This is a genomic window from Streptomyces sp. PA03-5A (genome assembly GCF_033792725.1).
In the GTDB taxonomy this organism is placed as follows: Bacteria; Actinomycetota; Actinomycetes; order Streptomycetales; family Streptomycetaceae; genus Actinacidiphila.
Window position 1 is genome coordinate 72,086 of the sequence record NZ_JARAVL010000034.1, and the last position, 21,460, is coordinate 93,545.

21 protein-coding genes are annotated in these 21,460 nt (G+C 69.4%); 11 read left to right on the top strand and 10 right to left on the bottom strand.

Annotation, left to right across the window (positions count from 1 at the left end; translation table 11 throughout):
• Nucleotides 1-145 precede the first annotated feature (145 nt).
• Nucleotides 146-472: a winged helix-turn-helix transcriptional regulator gene (locus PV410_RS33925; protein WP_500329665.1), complete on the bottom strand. Its 327-nt coding sequence runs from the start codon at nt 470-472 to the stop codon at nt 146-148.
• 357 nt (nt 473-829) lie between these two features.
• Between PV410_RS33925 and PV410_RS33930 the strand changes: the two genes are divergently transcribed.
• From PV410_RS33930 to PV410_RS33945, 4 genes are all read left to right on the top strand, one after another.
• Nucleotides 830-1,600: an SDR family NAD(P)-dependent oxidoreductase gene (locus PV410_RS33930; protein WP_500329667.1), complete on the top strand. Its 771-nt coding sequence runs from the start codon at nt 830-832 to the stop codon at nt 1,598-1,600.
• An 82-nt stretch (nt 1,601-1,682) separates the two neighbouring features.
• The gene (locus PV410_RS33935; protein WP_500329669.1) at nt 1,683-2,243 is read left to right on the top strand and encodes an NAD(P)H-dependent oxidoreductase; all 561 of its coding nucleotides are present in this window, start codon (nt 1,683-1,685) and stop codon (nt 2,241-2,243) included.
• Between the two features lie 631 nt (nt 2,244-2,874).
• Entirely contained in the window at nt 2,875-3,867 is a 993-nt protein-coding gene (locus tag PV410_RS33940) for an aldo/keto reductase (protein ID WP_500329671.1), read from the top strand.
• A gap of 1,023 nt (nt 3,868-4,890) precedes the next feature.
• On the top strand, nt 4,891-5,049 hold the full coding sequence (locus PV410_RS33945) for a hypothetical protein (RefSeq protein ID WP_500329673.1): 159 nt from the start codon (nt 4,891-4,893) through the stop codon (nt 5,047-5,049).
• 47 nt (nt 5,050-5,096) lie between these two features.
• On the opposite strand, the gene PV410_RS33950 is transcribed toward PV410_RS33945, so the two are convergent.
• Nucleotides 5,097-5,537 carry a winged helix-turn-helix transcriptional regulator gene (locus PV410_RS33950; protein ID WP_500329675.1) on the bottom strand — a complete coding sequence of 147 codons (441 nt, stop codon included), beginning with the start codon at nt 5,535-5,537 and terminating at the stop codon, nt 5,097-5,099.
• 233 nt (nt 5,538-5,770) lie between these two features.
• On the opposite strand from PV410_RS33950, the gene PV410_RS33955 reads away from it, so the two are divergent.
• The 3 genes from PV410_RS33955 to PV410_RS33965 all read left to right on the top strand — a co-directional run bounded on the left by PV410_RS33955 (nt 5,771) and on the right by PV410_RS33965 (nt 12,252).
• The gene (locus PV410_RS33955; protein WP_500329677.1) at nt 5,771-6,715 is read left to right on the top strand and encodes an aldo/keto reductase; all 945 of its coding nucleotides are present in this window, start codon (nt 5,771-5,773) and stop codon (nt 6,713-6,715) included.
• A gap of 361 nt (nt 6,716-7,076) precedes the next feature.
• Nucleotides 7,077-7,727: a DsbA family oxidoreductase gene (locus PV410_RS33960; protein WP_500329678.1), complete on the top strand. Its 651-nt coding sequence runs from the start codon at nt 7,077-7,079 to the stop codon at nt 7,725-7,727.
• 808 nt (nt 7,728-8,535) lie between these two features.
• A complete protein-coding gene (locus PV410_RS33965) occupies nt 8,536-12,252 on the top strand; it encodes a S8 family serine peptidase (RefSeq protein WP_500329679.1) in 3,717 nt (1,238 codons plus the stop codon).
• On the opposite strand, the gene PV410_RS33970 is transcribed toward PV410_RS33965, so the two are convergent.
• Nucleotides 12,219-12,734 carry a transposase domain-containing protein gene (locus tag PV410_RS33970; RefSeq protein WP_500329734.1) on the bottom strand — a complete coding sequence of 172 codons (516 nt, stop codon included), beginning with the start codon at nt 12,732-12,734 and terminating at the stop codon, nt 12,219-12,221. The genes PV410_RS33965 and PV410_RS33970 overlap by 34 nt on opposite strands.
• Here PV410_RS33970 and PV410_RS33975 point away from each other — a divergent pair.
• Nucleotides 12,693-12,986, top strand: a complete 294-nt coding sequence (locus tag PV410_RS33975; RefSeq protein WP_500329681.1) for a MerR family DNA-binding protein — start codon at nt 12,693-12,695, stop codon at nt 12,984-12,986. The two genes, PV410_RS33970 and PV410_RS33975, sit on opposite strands and share 42 nt — an antisense overlap.
• Before the next feature lie 291 nt (nt 12,987-13,277).
• Here PV410_RS33975 and PV410_RS33980 read toward each other — a convergent pair whose 3' ends face one another.
• Nucleotides 13,278-14,078 carry a GNAT family N-acetyltransferase gene (locus PV410_RS33980; RefSeq protein ID WP_500329683.1) on the bottom strand — a complete coding sequence of 267 codons (801 nt, stop codon included), beginning with the start codon at nt 14,076-14,078 and terminating at the stop codon, nt 13,278-13,280.
• A gap of 157 nt (nt 14,079-14,235) precedes the next feature.
• On the bottom strand, nt 14,236-15,051 hold the full coding sequence (locus PV410_RS33985; protein WP_500329685.1) for a protein kinase family protein: 816 nt from the start codon (nt 15,049-15,051) through the stop codon (nt 14,236-14,238).
• Between the two features lie 157 nt (nt 15,052-15,208).
• On the opposite strand from PV410_RS33985, the gene PV410_RS33990 reads away from it, so the two are divergent.
• On the top strand, nt 15,209-16,438 hold the full coding sequence (locus PV410_RS33990) for an MFS transporter (RefSeq protein ID WP_500329687.1): 1,230 nt from the start codon (nt 15,209-15,211) through the stop codon (nt 16,436-16,438).
• A 117-nt stretch (nt 16,439-16,555) separates the two neighbouring features.
• Here PV410_RS33990 and PV410_RS33995 read toward each other — a convergent pair whose 3' ends face one another.
• From PV410_RS33995 to PV410_RS34015, 5 genes are all read right to left on the bottom strand, one after another.
• Nucleotides 16,556-16,984, bottom strand: coding sequence for a hypothetical protein (locus PV410_RS33995; protein ID WP_500329688.1), 429 nt, complete (start codon nt 16,982-16,984; stop codon nt 16,556-16,558).
• A gap of 29 nt (nt 16,985-17,013) precedes the next feature.
• Nucleotides 17,014-17,706, bottom strand: coding sequence for a phytanoyl-CoA dioxygenase family protein (locus tag PV410_RS34000; protein ID WP_500329689.1), 693 nt, complete (start codon nt 17,704-17,706; stop codon nt 17,014-17,016).
• Nucleotides 17,703-18,203, bottom strand: coding sequence for a hypothetical protein (locus tag PV410_RS34005; protein WP_500329690.1), 501 nt, complete (start codon nt 18,201-18,203; stop codon nt 17,703-17,705). The genes PV410_RS34000 and PV410_RS34005 overlap by 4 nt, the downstream gene beginning before the upstream one ends.
• Nucleotides 18,200-18,433, bottom strand: coding sequence for a hypothetical protein (locus PV410_RS34010; RefSeq protein WP_500329692.1), 234 nt, complete (start codon nt 18,431-18,433; stop codon nt 18,200-18,202). Before PV410_RS34010 ends, PV410_RS34005 begins: the two co-directional genes overlap by 4 nt.
• Nucleotides 18,434-18,612: 179 nt before the next feature.
• Entirely contained in the window at nt 18,613-19,851 is a 1,239-nt protein-coding gene (locus tag PV410_RS34015) for a helix-turn-helix domain-containing protein (RefSeq protein WP_500329693.1), read from the bottom strand.
• 139 nt (nt 19,852-19,990) lie between these two features.
• Here PV410_RS34015 and PV410_RS34020 point away from each other — a divergent pair, with 139 nt between their 5' ends.
• The gene (locus PV410_RS34020) at nt 19,991-20,164 is read left to right on the top strand and encodes a hypothetical protein (RefSeq protein ID WP_500329695.1); all 174 of its coding nucleotides are present in this window, start codon (nt 19,991-19,993) and stop codon (nt 20,162-20,164) included.
• A gap of 413 nt (nt 20,165-20,577) precedes the next feature.
• Nucleotides 20,578-21,081, top strand: a complete 504-nt coding sequence (locus PV410_RS34025; protein WP_500329696.1) for a hypothetical protein — start codon at nt 20,578-20,580, stop codon at nt 21,079-21,081.
• Nucleotides 21,082-21,460: the final 379 nt, after the last annotated feature.

A 21,460-nucleotide genomic window follows, 5' to 3' on the forward strand; every position in this document is an offset into this window, starting at 1 on the left:
CAGCTCCACCACACCGGAGGTCTTCGCCATGATCAATCCCGGGCCAGTGTGAACAACGCTCATGATCAATACAGCTAGCCCATGCCGCCACCAGCTGACCAGCCCGAAGTCCGCAAAATGATCACACGGACATCAAGCCTCCGCCTCACGCCAGGCACTCACTCCGTGTGGCGGCGTTCGTGTCGTACGCGTCCTGGTGGCGTCGGATCTCGGCGTGCTGTTCGACGCACCAGGCGGCCAGGTGCTCGACGGCGGAGACCAGGGAGGCGCCGAGGCTGGTGAGGGAGTACACGACGCGGGGCGGCACCTCCGCGTGGGCAGTGCGGTCAACCAGCCCGCTGCGCTGCAGGCGCTTGAGGGTGAGGGTGAGCATGCGCCGGGAGATGGCGGGGATCTCGGTGTCGAGGTCCGAGTAGCGGGCGTCGCCATCGGCCAGGGCGCGGATGACCAGCATGCTCCACTTGTCGCCCACCAAGTCGAGGATCTCGCGAATAAAGTCCGCGTCCCGCGCCCAGCGCTCACACGGACCCGAGAGGCGCACTACGTTCGCCCGCGACGCGCCAGTGCAGGCCGCCTGGCCCTCATGGTTGCTCACTGATGACGCCCTTCCGATGTTCCTCAGGAACATAGACGTACCTTTTGTAACCCTCGTCGCGCTCCTGCACAGTGGCCCTACGCACCAGGCGTCAACGCGGTCAAAGCGGTCATTTCCTGCACATACCGGTAACTGTCGCGCATAAAGGTGTATTCCCGCCTCATCGCCTCCGGCGCTGTTCCGACCTGCCGCGTCGGCGCCGCACCCTCGCAAGCCGAAAGGATGTGCCCAGCAATGGAAGGGCTCAAGGGCAAGGTCTTCATCGTCACAGGGGGTGGATCGGGCATTGGCGCGGCCACCGTGCTGCGACTGCTGGCCGAAGGCGCCCGAGTGACCGCGGCCGGTACCAGCGTCGAGAAGCTCGCGTGGATCCGCGAGCAGGCATCGGAAACGGCCGATGGGCTGCTTACGGTCCAGTTCGATCTTCGGGACGAGGATTCCATCGTCGGTTTGGTCGCCCAGACCACTGACCGGTTCGGGCGGCTCGACGGCGTCGCCAACGTCGCCGCCGCTGTCAACGCGGACCTCATGGCCCGCGATCAGGGCGTGGACTCCATGGACCCCGACGTGTGGGCCGAGATGATGCGGATCAACGTCACCGGCGCCGGGCTCGTGATCCGCGAAAGCCTGCCCGAGCTGGTCGCCGCGGGTGGCGGCTCGATCGTCAACGTCTCCTCCCTGGCTGCGTGGCAGCGGGAATCGGCGCTCGCCGCGTACGCCTCATCCAAGATCGCCCTGCACGCGCTCACCCGCCACACTGCCCAGGCGTGGGGCCAAGTGAACATCCGGTGCAACGCCGTCGCCCCCGGGGTCGTCCTCACGGAGAACGTCCGTGCCGGCACGCCCCCCGAGGTTCGCGCGGCTCTGCTGGAGAAGACCGCGCTCCCGCGCCTTGGCAAGCCCGAGGACCTCGCTTCCATGCTCGCTTTCCTGCTGTCTGCGGAGTCCGGTTGGATCACTGGCCAGATCTTGTCGGTGGACGGCGGTTTGACCATGCGCGAGTAGCGCTGCTCGCTACCGCGGACCGAGATCCACTCCTCTCGCGGTGCTTATTTGTTCCGTCGGCACGTTTATGTATGGAGTACCCATGTCTGTCCACATCCTCGCCCTCGTCGGCAGCCTACGGTCCGGCTCACACAACCTTCAGCTCGCCGAGGCGGCCGTCAAGCACGCACCCGAGGGCGTCGAGGTCACCCTCTACGAGGGCCTGGCCGAGGTGCCCTTCTACAACGAGGACATCGACACCGACGAGCAGCGTCCTGCCGCCGCCACCCGCCTGCGTGAGAGCGCCGCGCGCGCCGACGCGTTCCTGCTCGTCACCCCTGAGTACAACGGCACCATGCCCACCGTGCTGAAGAACGCCATCGACTGGCTGTCCCGCCCGTTCGGCTCCAGCGCCCTGGCGGGTTCGCCGACTGCTGTCGTCGGTACCGCCTTCGGTCAATACGGCGGGGTGTGGGCCCAGGACGACGCCCGCAAGTCCGCGGGTATCGCCGGCGCCACGATCCTGGAGGACGCCAAGCTGGCGATACCCAGCTCGGTGACCCGCTTCGCCGAGACCCACCCGGCCGATGACACCGAAGCCGTCGCGCAGCTCAGGCAGGTACTCAGCGCCCTTGCCGACACCGTCGAGGTCCGTGCGTCCTGAGCCCCCTATCCCCGGCACGCTCCGAGCGGAAGCGTTCCGGTGCCGGGTGGAGGGCAGGGGATGGCCCTCCACCCGGCGTTATCCGTACACAAGACGCACGGGCGGCCGGGAACCTGGGCGACGCCCTGTTCCCCGCACCGGCACCGTAAATGACCGGGCTTACCGCACTCGGCAGTCGGCGCGGGGCCATCTGAGGCCGGCCACCCTGCTCGTGCGGATGGTGGATGTGGCAGATCACGAAGGCGGTGGATTGCCTTGTGGATGCCGCCGCGTTACGCAGCGATTCGGTAGGGGGCACAGTCTTCGCCATCCACGAAGGTGCCTAATTCCGGTGCCCCTCAGGAACATAAAAGTACCTTTTGTAACCATCGTCGCGCTCCTGCACAGTGGACTTACGCACCGGGCGTCAACACACCGGTCGAAGCGATCACTCTCTGCGCACAGGGCGGAAACCACCGGGCACTACAGGCGGCGCATTCCCGTCTCGTCGCCTCCGGCACTGTTCACACCTCCGCGCAAGCGCCGCACCCTCACTTGCCGGGATATGCCCAGCAATGGAAGGGCTCAAGGAAACGGCGAGCCTCGCCGCCATCGAATACGAGATCGGTCTCTATCAGGAAAGGCTATCCGCATGAAGAAGATCACACTGGGAGGCGAGGGGCTCGAGGTCTCGCGTCTGGGCCTCGGCTGCATGGGTATGTCCGGGGGCTACACCGGCGCCGGCACCGACGACCCCGGGTCGATCGTCACGATCCACCGCGCCATGGAGCTGGGCGTCACCTATTTCGACACCGCCGAGATTTACGGTCCGTACACGAACGAGGAACTGCTCGCCAAGGCGTTCGCCGGCCGCCGTGACGAGGTGGTCATCGCCACCAAGTTCGGTCAGATCAACCACCTCGTGCCCGAGGAGAACGGTGAGCCGGTCCTCGGGCTGAACGGTACCCCCGAGAATGTGCGGCGGGCGGTCGAGGGCTCGCTGCGACGCCTGAACACCGACTACATCGACCTCTACTACCAGCACCGGATAGACCCTGAGACGCCGATCGAGGACACGGTCGGGGCGCTTTCCGAGCTGATCGAGGAAGGCAAGATCCGCCATTACGGGCTGTCGGAGGCCGCGCCCGCCACCATCCGGCGTGCGCACGCCGTGCACCCGGTGACCGCCATCCAGACCGAGTACTCGCTGTGGACGCGCGACCCCGACGCCGAAGTGCTCCCCACCGTGCGCGAGCTCGGCATCGGCTTCGTGCCCTACTCGCCGCTCGGCCGCGGCTTCCTCACCGGTACGATCCGCTCGCTCGACCAGTTCGACGCCGACGACTGGCGCCGGTCCAACCCGCGCTTCGAGGGGGACAACCTGGAGGCGAACATCCGGATCGTGGAACAGGTGGACGGCATCGCCAAGCAGCTCGGCGCGACGCCCGCTCAGGTTGCGCTCGCGTGGCTGCTCGCGCAAGGCGACGACATCGCGCCCATCCCTGGCACGCGCCGGGTCGCCAACCTGGAGCAGAACGTGGTGGCGGACGAGCTGGTGCTCTCGGCCGAGCAGCTGGATCGGCTGTCCGAGGTGGCGGCACCGGTCGGCGACCGGTACGCCGACATGAGCCGCATCAACCAGTAGTCCACGCCCGTTCGGAGGGGTCCCGGCTCGCGTGAGCCGGGACCCCTCACAGGGCTGGTCTGGAACGCCATCGTTATGCGCGCTTTGGTGAGGGATGTCGCGTGTGCGGGTCCGGAGAAGGATCGGCGTACAGCAATCCAACTCCAAAGGCCATCCCCGCCCCGTACACCCTTCTGCGGCCTTGAGGCGATCGGTACGACCACCGTCGACCGATTCGGCTTTAGCTGCGAAGCAGAAGGTTCGCCAGCAATTTCGACAAGTCCAGGCCGCAATTCTGATATCCGTTAACGGTTCAGGCTGCAATTCCCTCCATCAAAAGAGCAGGCGCGCCACGGTCATAGGGTGTCGACGCTCACGAACAGCTATGCCGGATTCCCGCAAAAGTCGGGCAGCGTAGTAGCCTAATGACGGGTCGGGCAGAGAACAGTAATATCGTGCGGTGCGTGCCCCGAATCGACCAAGGGCTTACCTCGCGCGGCGCGCGGGCGCGGGGCTCGTTCCGTTAAGCGGTGCTGGTGCCGCGCTGGTTCTGTGACGCGGCTGCGTTCACTGCCTGGCCCGGGAGGTCGGGATCATCCAGGCCGCCGGCTACCGCTATCTGCACGACGGCATCGAAGACCCCGCCGACCAAGCCCCGGTCTCCCATGAGGTGTTGGACCGCTGCCGCGCCAGAGCATGACGCATGTGGTGCTGGACGGCACCCTCATAGATCCGGCTGGGCCTCCGGGGTCCGTGAGAACGGCAACGACCTGTGCTTCAGCCAGAAGCACAAGAGCTTCGGCGGCAACATCCATTCCTGTCCGCTCCGGACGGCACCCCGCTATGAGTCTCCGATGTCGAGCCGGGCCCCACCCCGGACATCACCGTCGCCTGCCTGCACGCGCTGCCCGCGTTGCACAAGGCCGCCGCTGACGGCGTGCCCACCCTGGCGGACAAGGGCTACATCGGAGCCAGGATCGGCATCCGCGTTCCGGTCCGCCGCCCCAAGGCCAGTCCGAGAAGGCCCTTCCCGTCGATACCCGCATGATGAACGAGCTGATCAGGCACATCCGAGCGCTCGGCGAGCGCACCGCCGCCGAACTCAAGGAACGCTGGCGTGCGTTCGAGCACATCAGCCTCGGCCCCAGCCGCATTGGCGACATGGCCCGCGCCGCTCTCGTGCTCAACAACCACTGGAAGTGATCTTCGAAACTTCACGGTGGCACGGGATCCACTCCGCCTCACGCCGGTCACGCACTCCGTGTGGCGGCGTTCGTGTCGTACGCGTCCTGGTGGCGTCGGATCTCGGTGTGCTGTTCGGCGCACCAGGCGGCCAGGTGCTCGATGGCGGAGAGCAGGGAGGTGCCGAGGCTGGTGAGGGAGTAGACGACGCGGGGCGGCACCTCCGCGTAGGCGGTGCGCTCGACCAGCCCGCTGCGCTGAAGGTGCTTGAGGGTGAGGGTGAGCATGCGCCGGGAGATGGCGGGGATCTCGGTGTCGAGGTCCGAGTAGCGAGCGTCGCCGTCGGCCAGGGCGCCGATGACCAGCATGCTCCACTTGTCGCCCACCAGGTCGAGGATCTCGCGAATGAAGTCCGCGTCCTGCGCCCAGCGCTCGCACGGGCCCGAGAGGCGCACGACGTTCGCCCTCGTCGCGCCAGTGGAGGCCGCCTGGCCCTCATGGTTGCTCACTGATGACACCCTTCCGATGTTCCTCAGGAACATAGACATGCCTTTTGTAACCCTCGTCGCGCTCCTGCACAGTGGGCCTACGCGCCAGGTGCCAACGCGGTCGACGCGGTCGTTTTGTGCACAGGCTGCAAGCTACCGGGCACCCATGCGTATTCCCGCCGCACCGCCTCCGCCACTGGTCCCACCTGCCGCGCCAGCACCGCACCCTCACGAGCCGAAAGGATATGCCCGTCGTGACTGCACTCCACAAACTTGGCACGTCCGACCTCGCCGTCTTCCCCCTCGCCCTCGGTGGCAACGTCTTCGGCTGGACGGCCGAAGAGAAGCATTCTTTCGCCGTGCTCGACGCCTACACCGCGGCCGGCGGCAACTTCCTCGACACTGCCGACGTCTATTCGGCCTGGATCGAAGGTCTCAAGGGCGGTGAGTCCGAGACCGTCATCGGCAAGTGGCTGGCCGCACGCGGCAACCGCGACAAGGTCATAGTGGCCACCAAGGTCGGTTTGCACCCGGACTACAAGGGCCTGTCCGCGTCCAACATCAAGGCCGCGGCCGAGCAGTCGCTGCGCCGCCTCGGCATTGACCACATCGACCTCTACTACTCCCACTACGACGACCCGTCCGTGCCCGTGGAGGAGATCGTCACAGCTCTGGACGACCTGGTGAAGGCCGGCAAGGTGCGCGCCGTGGGCGCCTCGAACCTCTCCGCGAAACGGCTCCAGGCATCCCTCGACTTCGCCGAGCGCGAGAACCTCGCCCGGTACGTGGTGATCCAGCCGGAATACAACCTGGTCTCCCGCGACACCTACGAGGGCGCGCTCCAGGACACCGCCGAGGCCGCCGGCCTCTCCGCCCTGCCCTACTTCTCGCTCGCCACCGGCTTCCTGACTGGCAAGTACCGTCCTGGCATCACCGTCGACAGCGCACGCGCCGATCGCGCGGCCGGGTACGCGTCGACAGAGCGGGGCGTCGCGGTGCTCGATGCGCTGGACACTGTCGCCGCGGCACACGGCGCCGAGCTCGCCACCGTCGCTCTCGCATGGCTCCTCACCCGCCCCACCGTCGTCGCCCCGATCGCCAGCGCCCGCAACCTGGAACAGCTCCCGGGACTGCTCGCCGTCCAGGACCTCACCCTCACCGACGAGGACATACGCGTCCTCACGAAGGCCTCGACCTGAAACACCAGCCTCCGCGAGGTTGACGGCTCTGCCGACGGTGGACCTTTCGCTACGGCGTCCCTGGGCCCGAGCCGCTCAGCGCACGGACCCGACACCTCCGGAATGCCCCCCGCCCGGCCCCTGCGGTGCCCTTTGCGGCAGGACCGCGAGCGCGCACGGCGCTACCCGAAGTCGAACGCTGCGCGAACCCCAGATGCGGCAACCGTCGATCCCAACCTCGCCCTGCACCTCATCGGCCATCGACTTCGACGAATCCCGGACGGCCTCCAGCGGCTGGAGCACCGAACCGCCGGCTCCCGCCTCATCGCAATCCCCACAAACCTGAACCCACGACCGCAGCAGCACCGCTGAAGGAGATCTGGTGGCAGCACAGACCGACAAATTGCACATCGACGTCTGGGCAGACGTGGCCTGCCCGTACTGCTACGTCGGAAAGCACCGCCTCGAGACCGCGATCTCGCGGTCGGGACGCCAGGACGAGATCGAGCTGGAGTTGCACACCTTCGAACTTGACGCCTCAGCTCCGAAAGAGCCGGCCGGGATTGCGAGCTACACCGCCCAGAAGATGGGAGTGAGCCTGGAGCGGGCGCTCGAGATGGATCGCCGCGTGAAGGTCATGGCTGATCAAGATGGGCTGCCGTACGAGATGGAGCGCATCCATGCCAGCAGTTTCGACGCGCTGCGGCTGCTCCAGCTGGCCAAGCAGCACGGGGTCGCCAATGAGCTCATGAGCCGGTTGCAGCGCGCCCTGTTCAGCGGCCGCCAGGACACCTACGACCACGCCGCCATGACTGCCTCAGCGGTCGTGGTGGGTCTCCCTGAGGATGAGGTTCGCACCGTGCTGGCCGGGAACCAGTTCGCCGCCCAAGTCCGCCGCGACCAGCAGGCGGCGCTCCGTCTGGGGGCTGCAGGCGTCCCGTTCGTGGTGCTCGCCGGTCGTTATGGCGTCCCCGGTGCCGGGACCGTTCGGTCATACGCGGATGCCATCCGCACGGCGTGGGAGAAACGATGAGTGACAAGTACGATCCGCTCGAGCCCCTCGAGTTGCTGTCCGACGCTGTCGCGGGGTACTGCGACCTCGAAACCGGCGAATGCGTCACCTCGCCGCTTCCAGCGGACGACAAGTCGGTGACACCCGACCCGTCGACTGTCGCTGAACGCGAAGCCCTTCACCTGGACCGTCACCGCCGACGAGATCCTCGCCAAGGTCCGACTCGTCCAGACCAGCGCGAAGAAACGCGTCAATAACACCTCGAAGTAACACAATCAGGATCACGAGACGCTAGCGCCCGAGCGCCATGGGTGCACGCCGGCGGGTGTCCACCCGCCACAGCACGATGGCGGAGCACGATCAAAATCAGCCGTGCACCGAGGCGTCGCCCAGTTCCACCAACCGGGCCACCGCATTTCGTATCCGGCTGAGTGTGGTGCCCAGGTGTTCGGCGATCTCCCGCGCTGTCCGGCTTGGCCAGTTAAGCGAGATAGACCCGCTCGTCGAACTCGCCGATCCCGAGGGCGCCGAGCACCGGGCGTCCTCCTGGTCCCAACCGCTCGGCGGGCCGTCGGGCCGGTAATGGCGCGATTCGCCAGCTGGCGATTTCAGCCACGAGTCTGATCAATACACCTCCCGGCTACAAGCCTTAAGTCTGATCGTCCACGCCAACCGGCTTCGCGATCCCAGAACCCCCGCGATCGGTCCACAGCGTCGGCCATCCGATCCCCCGCCGATCCGTCACTTCAGTCATGAATCGCTCGCGGGCCGACTCGGCCCTACGGAACATTGAGGGAATGCCTTGAGATCATCACAGAGACGCTGGAGCGTGTTCGCCGTCGCCGGCGCCGCCCTCCTGTCCCTCGCGCAACCCGTCGCCATGTCCGCCGCGCATGCCGCGGCGTCCGCGACCACCGACTCCGCCGCTCCCGCCGCGCAGCGCAACGTGCCTCCGGGCGTCCACTCGGTCACCCTGATCACGGGTGACGTGGTTGTCACGCGGCAGTCCGGCGCTGGCGGGCGTACCGTGCAGGTGCGCAGTGCCGCCGGGACACAAGCCCAGGCGCGCATCACGGAGTCGAACGGCGACCTGTACGTGTATCCCGAGTCCGTTCTCCCCTACGTGGCGGCGGGCACGCTGGACAAGCGCCTTTTCAACATCAGCAAGCTGGTCGCGGACGGCTACGACGACGCACATCGCGACCAGTTGCCGCTCATCGTCTCGTACGGCAGCAAAACCGCCTCGGGGCTGCGTTCCGCAACCCCGACGGGCGCCACCCGCGTCAGGGCCCTCGGCAGCGTCCAGGGTGCCGCGCTGGCTGAGGACCGGGACCAGTCGGCCGACTTCTGGCGGGCCATCACCTCCACGCCGGCGTCGGGCTCGAGGATCGCGGCAGCCACGTCCGCGTCCGGCACGCCGGCCTTCGGCGCGGGTATCGTCCGGATCTGGCTCGACGGAGTCGTCAAGGCGGATCTCGCCGAGTCCACGTCCCAGATCGGCGCGCCGCAGGCGTGGGAGGCCGGTGACACCGGGCAGGGCGTGGACGTCGCCGTCCTGGACACCGGCGTCGACGCCGAACACCCCGACCTGGCCGGCCGGATAGCGGCCTCGCAGAGCTTCGTCCCGGACGAGGACGCGACGGACCGGCATGGGCACGGCACCCATGTCGCGTCCATCATCGCCGGCACGGGGGCCGCGTCGGACGGCAAGGAGAAGGGCGTCGCGCCCGGCGCGGACCTGCACATCGGCAAGGTGCTCTCCGACGAGGGTGCCGGCGAGGAATCCTGGGTGCTGGCCGGCATGGAGTGGGCCGCGGTGGACCAGCACGCGGACATCATCAACATGAGCCTGGGCGACCCGGCTCCGTCCGACGGCACCGACCCCCTCAGCTCGGCGGTGAACCGCCTGAGCGCCGAGACCGGGGCCCTGTTCGTGGTCGCCGCGGGCAACACCGCTACGGACCACAGCATCGGCAGTCCGGCCGCGGCTGACGCCGCCCTGACCGTGGGGGCCGTCGACTCCTCGGACGACCTCGCCTACTTCTCCAGCCGGGGCCCGCGCGTCGACGGCGGGCTCAAGCCGGAGATCAGCGCGCCCGGCGTCGACGTGCTGGCGGCCCGCTCCCAATACTCGCCGTTTGGCGAGGGCAGCTACCTGACGTTCAGCGGGACCTCTCAGGCCACCCCGCATGTCGCGGGCGCCGCTGCCCTGCTCGCGGCCACGCACCCCGGGCTGACCAGCTCCCAGTTGAAGGACCTGCTGGTGAGCAGTTCGAAGCAGCTGCCCGCGTGGAGCGCCTTCCAAGCGGGCAACGGCCGGGTGGACGTCCCGTCGGCGCTGAGTGCCGGCGTCTTCGCCTCCGCGACCGCGTTCGCCCCCCTGGTGCCGGCGGACGGGTCCGGCGCGGTGAAACGCCCGATCGCGTACACCAACATGGGTGACGTACCGGTCACCCTCGACCTGTCCGTTCAGGCCCCCAACGCCCCAGCGGGAATGTTCCAGTTGTCCGCCCCCCAGGTCGTCGTGCCGGCGCGCGGCACCGCTTCGGCCACGCTGACGATCGACGCGTCCAAGGCCACCGGCAGGGCTCCCTGGTCGGGGCAGATCGTCGCGACCGACGCGGCGGGGAATGTGGCCACCCACACGGCCGTGTCGCTGGGCGACATCTCCCACAAGCTGACCGTGGTCCTCAAGGACGCTCACGGAAAGCCGATGTCAGGGGTCGTCGACCTGCTGCGGTCCGGCGACGACGCGCCCCAGCAGTGGATAGTCGACGAGACCGGCACGGCGGAGGGCTACGTTGCGGGCGACGTCTACTCGGTGCTGGAGTGGAAGGCCGTGCAGGGTGTCCACGGCTCGCACTCGATGGGGATGGCGCTGCTCGGTGACCCCGATGTCGTGATGGACCACAACACCACGGTCACCCTGGACGCCTCGAAGATCGAGCGGATCGACATGACCACGCCGCAGCGGACCGAGGCGACCTACCAGCGCCTGGAGTACACCCGCTCGATGGGCGGCCAGCTTTACCGCGACTACATGGAGACCCAGACCAACTACGACAGCCTGTGGGCCCAGCCCACCACGCACAAGGTGACCCACGGCGACTTCGACCTCGGCGCCCGCTGGCGCAAGGAGCAGCCGGCACTGGCTGTCGCCACCAAGACCACCGAGTTCACCGACGCCCTTCGGCAACAGGACGTCACCCCGCTGCCCCAGGGTCACTACAGGCTCCCGCTCGTGGCAGCCGGCGACGGCACGAGGGCGGACTACGCCGGTGTGGACGCGAGGGGCAAGGCGGTGGTCGTCCGCCGCAACGACACGATCAGCGACGCCGACCAGGCAATCGCGGCGATCGAGGCGGGCGCCAAGCTCCTGCTGGTCGTGAACAACACACCCGGGCGAGGGTTCCGGAGCTACAGCAACGACGAATGGACTCACACCCCCGCCCGAATCGACGTCACGCTGTTGAGCACGGACGAGGGCGAGAAGCTCTTCGGCCAGGCCTCCGATCACGGGGCGACGCTCTCGGTGGACTCGCAGCCGGTCAGCCCTTACGTGTACGACCTGATGTGGACGTGGCACAACGAGATCCCGGACAACCTGGTCGTCCAGGGCGGCCCGAAGAACCTCGCGCGGGTGAACGTCACCTTCGACAGCCCCGACCCGTCCCTGGGCGGCGGCGAGTTCCGCTACGACTGGCCGGTCTACAACCCGAGGTGGGGGATCGGTATGCCCATGTCGGAGCCGGTGAACTCACAGCGGGTTGACTGGGTCTCCACTCAGCCCGCGTACTCCTGGGGCCAGGAGGCGTACGTCGACGACCTGCTCTACGAAATCGAGCCGCGCACCACGTACCGGGCGGGCAGCACGCAGATGCAGGAGTGGTTCAAGCCCATCGAGCGCCCGTACCTGAACAACAACTACATGCTGCCCACACGCAACGGGAGCCACCTGGTCCTCGACGTCCCCGCCTGGGGCGGCTCGGACCACGTCGGCATGTCCCTGGACTACCGGGACGCGCATCACACCCTCACGCTCTACCAGGGTGACACCCAACTGGCCCAGAACTCGCGAAACACCATGGTGCAGGCCGACGCACCCGACGTCGGAAAGCTGCCGTACCGTCTCGTACTGGATGCCGACCGGGACAGCACCGTGAGCCCGTACTCCTCCACGACGCACACCGAGTGGGACTTCACCTCCCAGGCCCCGTCGGGCGACGAGCAGGCGGTCCTGCCGCTCCTGCAGATCTACTACGGCGTCGACACGGACGAGGCAGGCAAGGCCGCGAGGAACGCGAGACTGACGGCGTCCGTCGCCCACCTCGCCCACGCCGCGGGCGCTGGCACCCTGTCGGCGGTCACCTTGGAGGTGTCCTACGACGACGGCCGGACCTGGCGGAAGGTCACCAGCGGAGAAGACGGCCGGTTCGGGCTGTCCGCCCCGAAGCAGGCCCGGTTCGTCTCGATGCGGGCGCAGGCCCACGACAGTGCCGGCAACGCGGTCACTCAGACCGTGATCCGGGCCTTCGGTCTCCGCTGACCAAGAGTCGGCCACTTACACGCGGGACCTGAACCACTTGTGCGGCGGACCGCCCCTCCAGGGGTGGCCCGCTGCACAAGTTTGCCCGCGCGCGAGGATCCGGATCGTGCGGACCCGCAGGTTTCCCACCCGCGGGTCGGCGTAGGCGGTGTCGTCCAGCAGCCCGGCGACATGGTCGTCGGGCCCGACGAGCGCGTCGGAGAGATGCCACGCCCGGCACTCCGGCTGGTCGAGGAAGTGCCGTCCAACGCGACCACCAGCAGGCCGCGCCATCGTGTCCCGGCTGCCCGCACATCGGCCCCGGGGCCTTTCAGCATGTCGAACAGCCACCGCAGGGGCGTGGCGCCGATCCGGCGGCGGGCCTGGGCCAGTGCGCTCGCCGAGGGCACGGCGACCCGCAGACCGGCCAGCGCGCCAGTGAGCTCTGCGACATCCGGCGCATGGCAGGCGGGCAGCGCGTCTTCACCGAGGACGACCTCGATTGGCTGGGCGTGCTGCGCTGCCTGCGCGAGACGGGCATGCCGATCGCGGACATGCGCCGCTACGCCGAACTCGCCCGGCACGGCGAGGCCACGAACGCCGAGCGCTTGCGGGTGCTGCGCGAGCATGCGGTGCAACTCCGTGAGCACATAGCGATGTTGCTCGACCAGCAGCAGCACCTGCACGCGAAGATCCGGTGGTACGAGTCGCAGGCGGGCGGCGAGCTGGACGACGCTTCCGCTGGGACGCCATGAGCGGCGACCCGCTGGGCACCGCTGACGGGGCTTCGAGGTTGTGTCATGGCCGCGGGCGCGGGGAGCAGACGCACCACCACGACGACGGGGTGACGTTTGCGGGACCATCCCCGCGGGCGCGGGGAGCAGTTCGGGCTTGATCACTGGCTTCCCCCGGTCATGGGACCATCCCCGCGGGCGCGGGGAGCAGACTCGGCGACCTGCGGATTTCCCCGCCTGGAGCACAGGAATCTAGCACTTTCAAGAGAAGCGACAAATTGGATGAATGACACCACATTCCAATCATCCACGCTAGATCGACTTCGAATAGACGATTCCGAGCGATGTCAAGCCCTCGCTGCGGCACAGCCGATCGGATGCGCCACCGACCTCTGTCTGCAGCAGTTGGTATCCGGCACCGTGCTCCTGGCCCCAGTGCATCGCGGCCCGCCACAGGGCGCGGCCGTAGCCACAGCCGCGGTCCTCGGGCAGTACGCCGAAATACTGGGGCATGAGCTGGCGGGCGCCGACAGCGTCCGGCCGGATCTCCATCGGGCCGATGGCGCCCGCCACGCGGCCCTCGTGGACGGCGACGAGGACCGGGCCCACGGCTCCGGCGAGCATCTGCCGGTGCAGGAACGCGAACCCGTCCGCGGCCATCTGCGCGGCGAAGGCCGTGAAGCCGGCGCGCACCGGACCGGGGCAGTCGTCGAAGGGCAGCACCGTGCCGGGCTCGGGTTCGGGGCTCGGCATGCTGGTGAAGTCCTTGAGCTGCACGCGCGTCCCGGCGCCGTCGCATCTGGTGTGCTCCGGGCCGAGGAAGGTCACCACGCGGGCCTTGGCCGCGTCGTGGCGGGCGCACAGCTTGGCGGCCAGCTCCCCGGCCACCAGCGGGGAGTCCGGTTCGACGCCGTAGACGTGGACCTTCACGGTGCCCTTGCCGCGCCGCACCAGCGTGGGGACCAGGGTCTCCCCCGGCCGGTGCGCGATATCCTCGGCGAGCACGGTCTCAACCTTGACGTCCGACCAGCGCACGTCCTTGTCATACCGCAGGAACCGCCGCTGCTGCTCGGCCGCGCGGACCACGTCCGCGAACAGGTCCTCGGTCAGCACCGAGGGATGGAGGGCCCAGCGTCGGCACGTACGGCACCGTCAGTACAGGCCGCAGCCATTCCCAGCGGAAGAGCATGGGTCGCACCTTACTTCTCGGGGGCAGGAGGCGCGGGCCCGGCAGCCTCACCGCTGCCGGGCCCGTCCCCATGTCCGGCCATCACACCGTGGCGGCCACGGGTGCGTCGACCAGGACCGTGCCCAGCAGGATCGCCAGGTCCGCCGCTGACGGACGCCGGTAGTCAGGCTGGGACATCACGTGACTGAGCACGTGCTGGGCGGCAGGCCACGCCGTCGCCGGCCGGACCGGGATCCCGCGGGCGGCGATCGCGTGCCGCAGTCCTGCGGCGTCCAGGGCGCGCGGGTCGACGTCGGCCTCCTCGTAGGAGAGCGGCCACTCGTCGGCGATCGCCCACCACAGGCTCGCCGCCAGTGTGTACACCTCGTCCGTGGACGTGACGACCACGGGCCGGTGACCGCGGTGGACCTTCCACGCCAACTCGGGGGCGAGGAGGTGGGGCAGGCCTCCGCGGAACAGGTTGGACGGGCCGAGGGTGAGCGGGTGCCACGCCCAGGAGCAGTCCAGGAACCGCACGCCGGCGGGGGTGTGCACCATGTGGTCGGGCTGGATGTCGCCGTGCACCCACCCGGCCGCGTGGAGGGCGGCCACCGCCTCGCACACGGCGACCATGGCGTCCCGGGCGGCGGCCAGGTCGGCGGTGCCGTCGCGGACGCCGGCGAGGAGCTGCCTGGTCGACGGGCCCTCGTGCCAGTCCGTGAGCATCCACGCCCCGCCCGGGCTGCGGCCGTGTGCCCGCACCGCGGAGCCGCCGAGGATGCCGGCGACCGCGGTGGTCTCGCGGAGCACGATGACCGTGCCTTCGACGCCGGCGCCGTACTTCACCGCGGCGGTCCGGAGCGGGCCGGTGGCCTTCCATACTGCGCAGGCGCGCCGGTCGGTGACCGGCTCTAGCACGGTTCCGTCGCCGCATGTCGCGTCTGCTGCGATACGCGCCTCAAGGGGGATCGGTGGTGTCGTCATGTCTCTTCCGTCTCGTGAGGTGCCCTAGGGTGTGGGGAGTCCCGGCACGCCCATCGGCCGGGACTTCGCGCTTTCCTGGGCGGGAGTGATCATGGGGTACGTCCGACTGCTGCGCCGCCGCCGCGTCTTGGCCCTGTGGGGCGCACAGGCGCTGTCGGTGTTCGGTGACCGCCTGTACGCCATGGCGATCATGTGGCTCGCGTGGGAGAAGTCCGGCGCCGCTGCGATGGGCCTGGTCGCGGTCGCCGAATCGGTGCCGTACATCGTGATGGGCACCGTCGGCCGCCGGCTGATGGACCGCTTCGCGTCGCTGCGGGCCCTCGCCGCGGTAGACGCCTCCCGGATCGTGCTCGTCGCCCTGCTGCCCGTCGCCTGGGGCGTGTTCGGCCTGCCGGGCATGCTCGTCCTGGCCGTCGCCGTCGGCGCCGCGGGGGCGCTGTTCGATCCCAACCTCGGGGCGCTCGTCCCCGACCTGGTCCGCCCCAGCGAAGTGCAGGCGGTGTACGGGCTGATGGACCTCACCGGCCGCGTCGCCCGCATCGCCGGACCCGGCACAGCCGGCGTCCTCCTCGCGGTGATGCCGCAGAGCGCGCTGTTCTGGCTGGACGCCGCGACGTTCGCCGTCTCCGCCGCGGTGCTCGCCCGCCTCGGCCGGGGCGCCCACAGGACGGCCCCGACCGGGAAGCGCCCGGCCGCGCCCGAGACGCTCGGGGTGCGCGTCCTGGCGAAGTCGCACCCGGCGACCGGCGCAGCGATCGGCGTGCACGGCGCGGCGATCTTCGCCCAGGCCGTCGCCCTGGCGCTGCCCGCACTGCTCGCGACGATGGGCGCGGGGGCCGGGGCGTACGGGCTGATCCTGGCGACGACCGGCGCCGGCGCCCTGGTCGGGAACCTCGTCGCCGGGCACGTCCGGCTCCCGGCCCGGCTCCCTGCCGCGTACTGCGCGGTGTGGGCAGCCGCCGGGCTGCTCCTCGCCCTCAACGGCCTCGCCTCGAACCTGCCGGTGCTGCTGGCCGTCGCCGCCGCGTCGGGGTTCGTGGCCCCGTTCTGCGGCGTCACCCTGCAAACGCACCTCGCGGGGTTCCCGGCCGGCCCGCGGCGCCGCCTGATGTCGCTGGACCTCACGGTGATCCGCACCGCCGGGACAGCGTCGATGCTGGTCGTCCCCGCGGTCGCGGCGGGCTCCCCCGCGGCCGGGTTCCTCGCCGGCGGCCTGGGCACCGTGGCCGTCGCCGGCGTCGGCGCGGCAGCCGCGTGGTGGTGGACGCGCGACGAGGGCCTGCGCGTGCCGCAGCCCGAGCGCGAGATGTCGCAGGGCTGACGCCCCCTCATCCGGTTCCTCCCCTCCACAATGCGGAAGGCCGGGCCCGCACCTCCTCCCCCCAAGGGAGGCCGCGGCGGACCCGGCCGCTCACCCCTGCGTCAGCCCGTCAGCCGCTCAGGCGACGAGGCTCCAGTGGGTGACCTCGATGTCGTCCAGCGGGATCCCGAGCCCCTGGTAGATGCGCTGGTGCATCGCGCCGAACCACGCCTCGCGGCGGTCCTCGAAGAACTCCGCGTCGTACCAGGCGACGCCGAGGATCACGGTGCCGCCGCCGTTGGGGTTGTCCTGCTCGGCCTCGAAGTACGTGGACTGCCAGTCCCAGAGCATCAGCTCCTCCGGGCGCTCCCGCAGCCGCTTGTCGGACTCGGCCAGGGCCTCGATGCACCGGCGGGCCGTGACCTCGTCCGGGCAGTAGTAGGTGCACTCGCTGCGGAACAGCGGCTTCTTCCCGGCGCGACGCTCGACGTCGTTGTCCTCGCCGGTCAGCACGCGGACCCGGGTGGGCGCGTTCTGGTCCAGGAACTGTTGGGTGATCGTGGACAAGGTGGTGCTCCTTCCTTCGGTGGGGGGGGTTACCAGCCCGTGCCGCAGATCGGGGCCAGGCTGGGGCTTGATCCGTCGCGCATGTGGCAGCCGCCGGGCGCGACGTAGCGGATGTTCAGGCCGACGCGGGCGCCGGTCCCGGTGTTGGAGTGCGAGCAGTGCAGCAGCCGGGTGTCCATCAGGACCCCGCTCCCGGCCCGTACCGGCACGGCGACCTGGGTCACGGAGTCGTCGACCCGGACGCCCAGGGCACGGCCGCGCCGGGCGCCGCTGGCGGCCTCGGTCTCGTACGGCAGATAGCCGGTGCGCTGGGACTCGGGCACGACGTGCAGGCAGCCGGTGGTCTCGTCGGCGTCGGTCAGCGCGACCCACGCGGCCACGGCCCGGTACGGGTCCAGCTCCAGGCGGTTGTTGATGCCGTCCTGGTGCCACGGCACCTCGAAGTCCCGGCCGGGCCACTTGATGACGAGGAACGTGTTCTCGACCGCGACGTCTGGGCCGATGACTCCTTGGACGGCGGCCACCATCCGCGGGGCGCTGACGATGGCCTGCGCCCACTCTTCGGTCAGGTGCGGGTTCCGCACGATCTCCTGGGCCTCGGCCCGGTGGGCGGCGATGAGCTCGGCGGCGCGGGCGCGGGCCGCGGCCGGCGTGGTCCAGTCGTGGACGTGGCGGTATCCGGCGGCGGACACCAGGCCGGCGGCGTAGGCGGTGGTCGTCATCGGGCCGCCTCCGCCCGCATGGCACGTCCGCACTTCACCAGGTTCGCGACCTCGCCGGGAACGCACAGGTCGCCCGGGGAGTCCATCGGCACCGCCCAGCGGGAGCGGCCCGGACGGTGCTCGGTGCGCTCAGGGCTGGGAACGCCCAGGCATGAGGCGCGGCCCAGGCACAGAGTGTCGGCGACGTTCCACCGCAGGGCGGTGCTGGCGGGCACCAGTGCGTAGTACCGCTGGCTGACCGGGTCGACGATGACCGGGCCGCCGCCGAGGACGCTCGTCAGGTAGGAGCTGACGGCCTGCGGGTCGCTGGTCTCGGCGGCGGCGTGCACGAGGTCGGCCGGGATGCGGACGGCGGAGAACAGCGTCCCGCATTCCAGGAGGGTGAACCCGCGTTCTGCCCACTCCTCTCGGGCCTGCTGCGGGTTGAGGGCGGCGGCCTGGAGCCAGTGCCCGACCGCGGTCCGCCGGTCCTGGCCGGTGACGACAACGGCGGTCACCGTACGACCTCCGGCCCCCGGAACACGGCCTCGGCGGACGCGGCCAGTGCAGCGCGGAGCGTGCTCAGCAGGCCCTCGCCCTCGATGCGCGACAGGACGAGGTCCACGTCGCCCTGGTGCTCGTCGACGGAGAACAGCGACAGCGGGACGCGGATCTCGCCGGTGCCCGGGTCGCTGACCGGGTCGGCTGCTCGCCGCGGTGAGGCGTGCCAGGTTGCTGGGCGAAGCACAGTGGACCCCTGAGGTGTAGACGCTGCGTACCGGGAGCGTCACCGTATGAGGTCGCCAAGGGGGCAAGGGGGACAGACTGTCCCACGTACACAGGGGGTCCCCCTTGCTGACGGGTCGTCGGGTGGGGGGCAGCACTGTGCCCCCGGACGTCGTCCAGGGGCACGGGTGTTGCTGGTGGTCAGGCGGTGTTGATTCCGACCGCTTCCGCGAGGCGGCCGGCCTCGGGCCGCAGGGCGCGCGGGGCCTTGCGCCACAAGTCGGCCGCGACGACGCGGGCTGACGGGGTGTACGCGACGGTCTCGGCGCCGATGGAGTGGGCCAGCTTCATGACGTGCAGGGCGGCCGTGCGGTCGCCGCGCTGGAGGTGGCCCCGGGCGACCTCTACCCACAGCCGGGCCCGGCGCTCCCGCGACGGCATCACGTCGGGGTCGATGTCGTCCGCCAGACCCAACGCCTTCTGTGCCTTGCGCAAGTCGGTCGCCACGGACACCTCGTGGAAGTCCACGTTCGCGCGGCCGAACACGGTCGACGGGTGAACGTACGCGGCCGGGAGGGACTTGGCTACCTGGTTCCCCTTGTCCCAGTACCGCCAGGCGTCGCCCTCGTTGCCCTCGCGGGCGTGGGTGACGGCGGCGTGGAGCTGGAGCGCGCCGTAGATGCCGCGCCAGTCCTCCGGGGCGGTCTCCAGGTGGGGGCGGATCAGGTCCGCCGCCTCGATGACCACGCGCAACGCCTCCTCGGCGTAGCTGGTCTCGCGCAGGATGTTGCCCAGGTTCCAGGCGGCTGCCGCTATGGCGGCGGGCTGGTCGGCCTCCTGTGCCGCGGCCATGGCCCGGTCCGCGACGACCCACGCGAGTTCGGACGGCGCGATGTACGCGGTGGCCTGGCCGGTAAGGCGGTAGGTGTCGGACAGGGCGACGAGGGCGAACCTGCGGTCCGTGCCGCCCAGGGCCCGGACGGCGGCCTCGGCGTCGCGGATGAGGTCGGGCAGTAGCGCGCCCACTTCGGTGCGGTTGTGGTCCGAGGAGTGCCACAGCCGCCACGTCTGGTCGACCCGGCCTTGCAGGGTGCTCGTGTCCAGAGACGCCAGTCCGCCGGCGGGGGCTGGGGTCAGGGAGCGGTTCATGACCGCGCCCCAGATCCCGGGGAGGCCCGGGTGGTTGAGCCTGCCCAGGGGCACGGGCTGGACGACGTCGGCGCCGCCGCCGGTGAGGGCGGACAGGTCCGTGACCTGGAGCGCGGCGGCCAGGCGCATCAGCAGCGTGTGGGACCTCAGCTCACGCTCGCCGGATTCGATCTTCTTCAGCCAGTCCGGGCCGCGTCCACACAGGCCGGCCAGAACAGGGCGCGACAGCCCGCGGGACTCCCGCAACAGCCGGATGCGCTCGCCCACACTCAGCTCGTCGGAGATGTCCACGGGCGCCCCCTTTGGTCGACGTTGGCTCCTCCCGCCAGCGTACGGCCACGGGGCCCACCTCATAAGAGGGACAGTTTGGGGCTGTTGACCGGCCGGCGGGATTGAGGGTGGTGTCAGTGCCGCCCCGTATGGTGGCGGTATGTCCTCCCCCTTTCGCCCTGGCCCTTCGTCGCGCCTGCGCGCGGTCGACGTGAACGAGCTGATTCGGCGCCTGATGGACGAGCCCGCCGGCGAGCGGCGGACCCTGGAGTACCAGCGACTGTTGGGCCAGTGGGCGGAGGTGACGCGGGCTCAGGTAGTGAAGGCTGCGTGATCGGTCCACCCCTGAGGAACGGGCACGACGGCCCCGTATCTGTTAGGCGTCGCGCGCCACCAGGGCGACCGGGCGGCGTAAGGCCCAGCGCTCGGCCGGAACCAAGCCCGGTAGGCGAAGGCACTCCTCTTCGATCGAAGCTGTTAGCACTTAGCGTTTTCCAAGACCGGCGATATCCTGAGATTGGACCGCGCTATCGCGGACGCGCCCCAACGTTGCGGCCGTCAACAATCCATTTCACCCCTCAACTTCTCGGCACGGTGGACCGCATCCGAAATGATGAGACGCAGCCGCCGTCACGCGTGTGGAAGAAGTGCGGACACGCGGTTATCCATGCAGCACCCGGGCAAGCCACACAAGGGCTCCTCAGCTCGGCGGCAGAAGTCTGAGCGGCTGGAGCAAGGTAGGTCATCATGCGCAATCGGAAGATGCTCATATCTGGGGCGGTAGTCGTGCTGATGGGGATTGTTCCCGCAGCATCAGCAGCCACGACGCCGTCCGCCGCTCAAAGCGCAGCACCTACTGGGGCTGCACTCGACCTGGCGCTCCCCGCAGCAGCTATCACCAGTGTGACACTCGACGTACAAAAGAAGGGCGACTTGTGGACACTGACGGTTAAATGGAATATCAACTACTCCGCAGCGAACATCGCGGATCAAACCACATACAGGACCTACTCCGCAATATACGAACAGGACGACGTCGATGATGATCTCGTCGCGGGCGGCGGTCGCCAGATAGTGAGCCTCAAACCGCGAACGCAAGGACACAGCCTGTCACAGGCGTTCACTTTGAACGACGAAGCGCTCCACACCGAGATCGGCGACGAGGAAATTTACGCGCGGGCTTCTGCTCAAAACATGAAAACTGGGAACTGGATTGAACTGAACACCCGCCGTGTCATTTTCGATGTCTGACAGTACGTTACGGCCTTCACGCGGCAGGTAGCGCCAGGCGCTCAGGACGGGGACCAGTCGCCGTTGGCCGCGGGTGACAACCACGGCAATCCAGACGCCCCACCCGGGGTTCCACGTCGGGCGGGGCGGCGCCGGGTCCGAGAAGCCTGGGATACGGACGAAGCGGCACCTTACGAGGGATACGGGCTCCAGTGCGGCGACCTGCGGTGGAGTGCTCAGCAGCCGGGCGAAGTTCGTCATGGTGGCGAACAGCATGGTGCGGGCCCAGGTCTCCGCACGGTCCGCGCAGGAGATCCGCACGTCTTGCCCGCGCGAGCAGACCCGGACTCCGTCCTCGATGGCGTGGCGCTGCACGGGGTGGTGGCACCGGCGGCAGGTT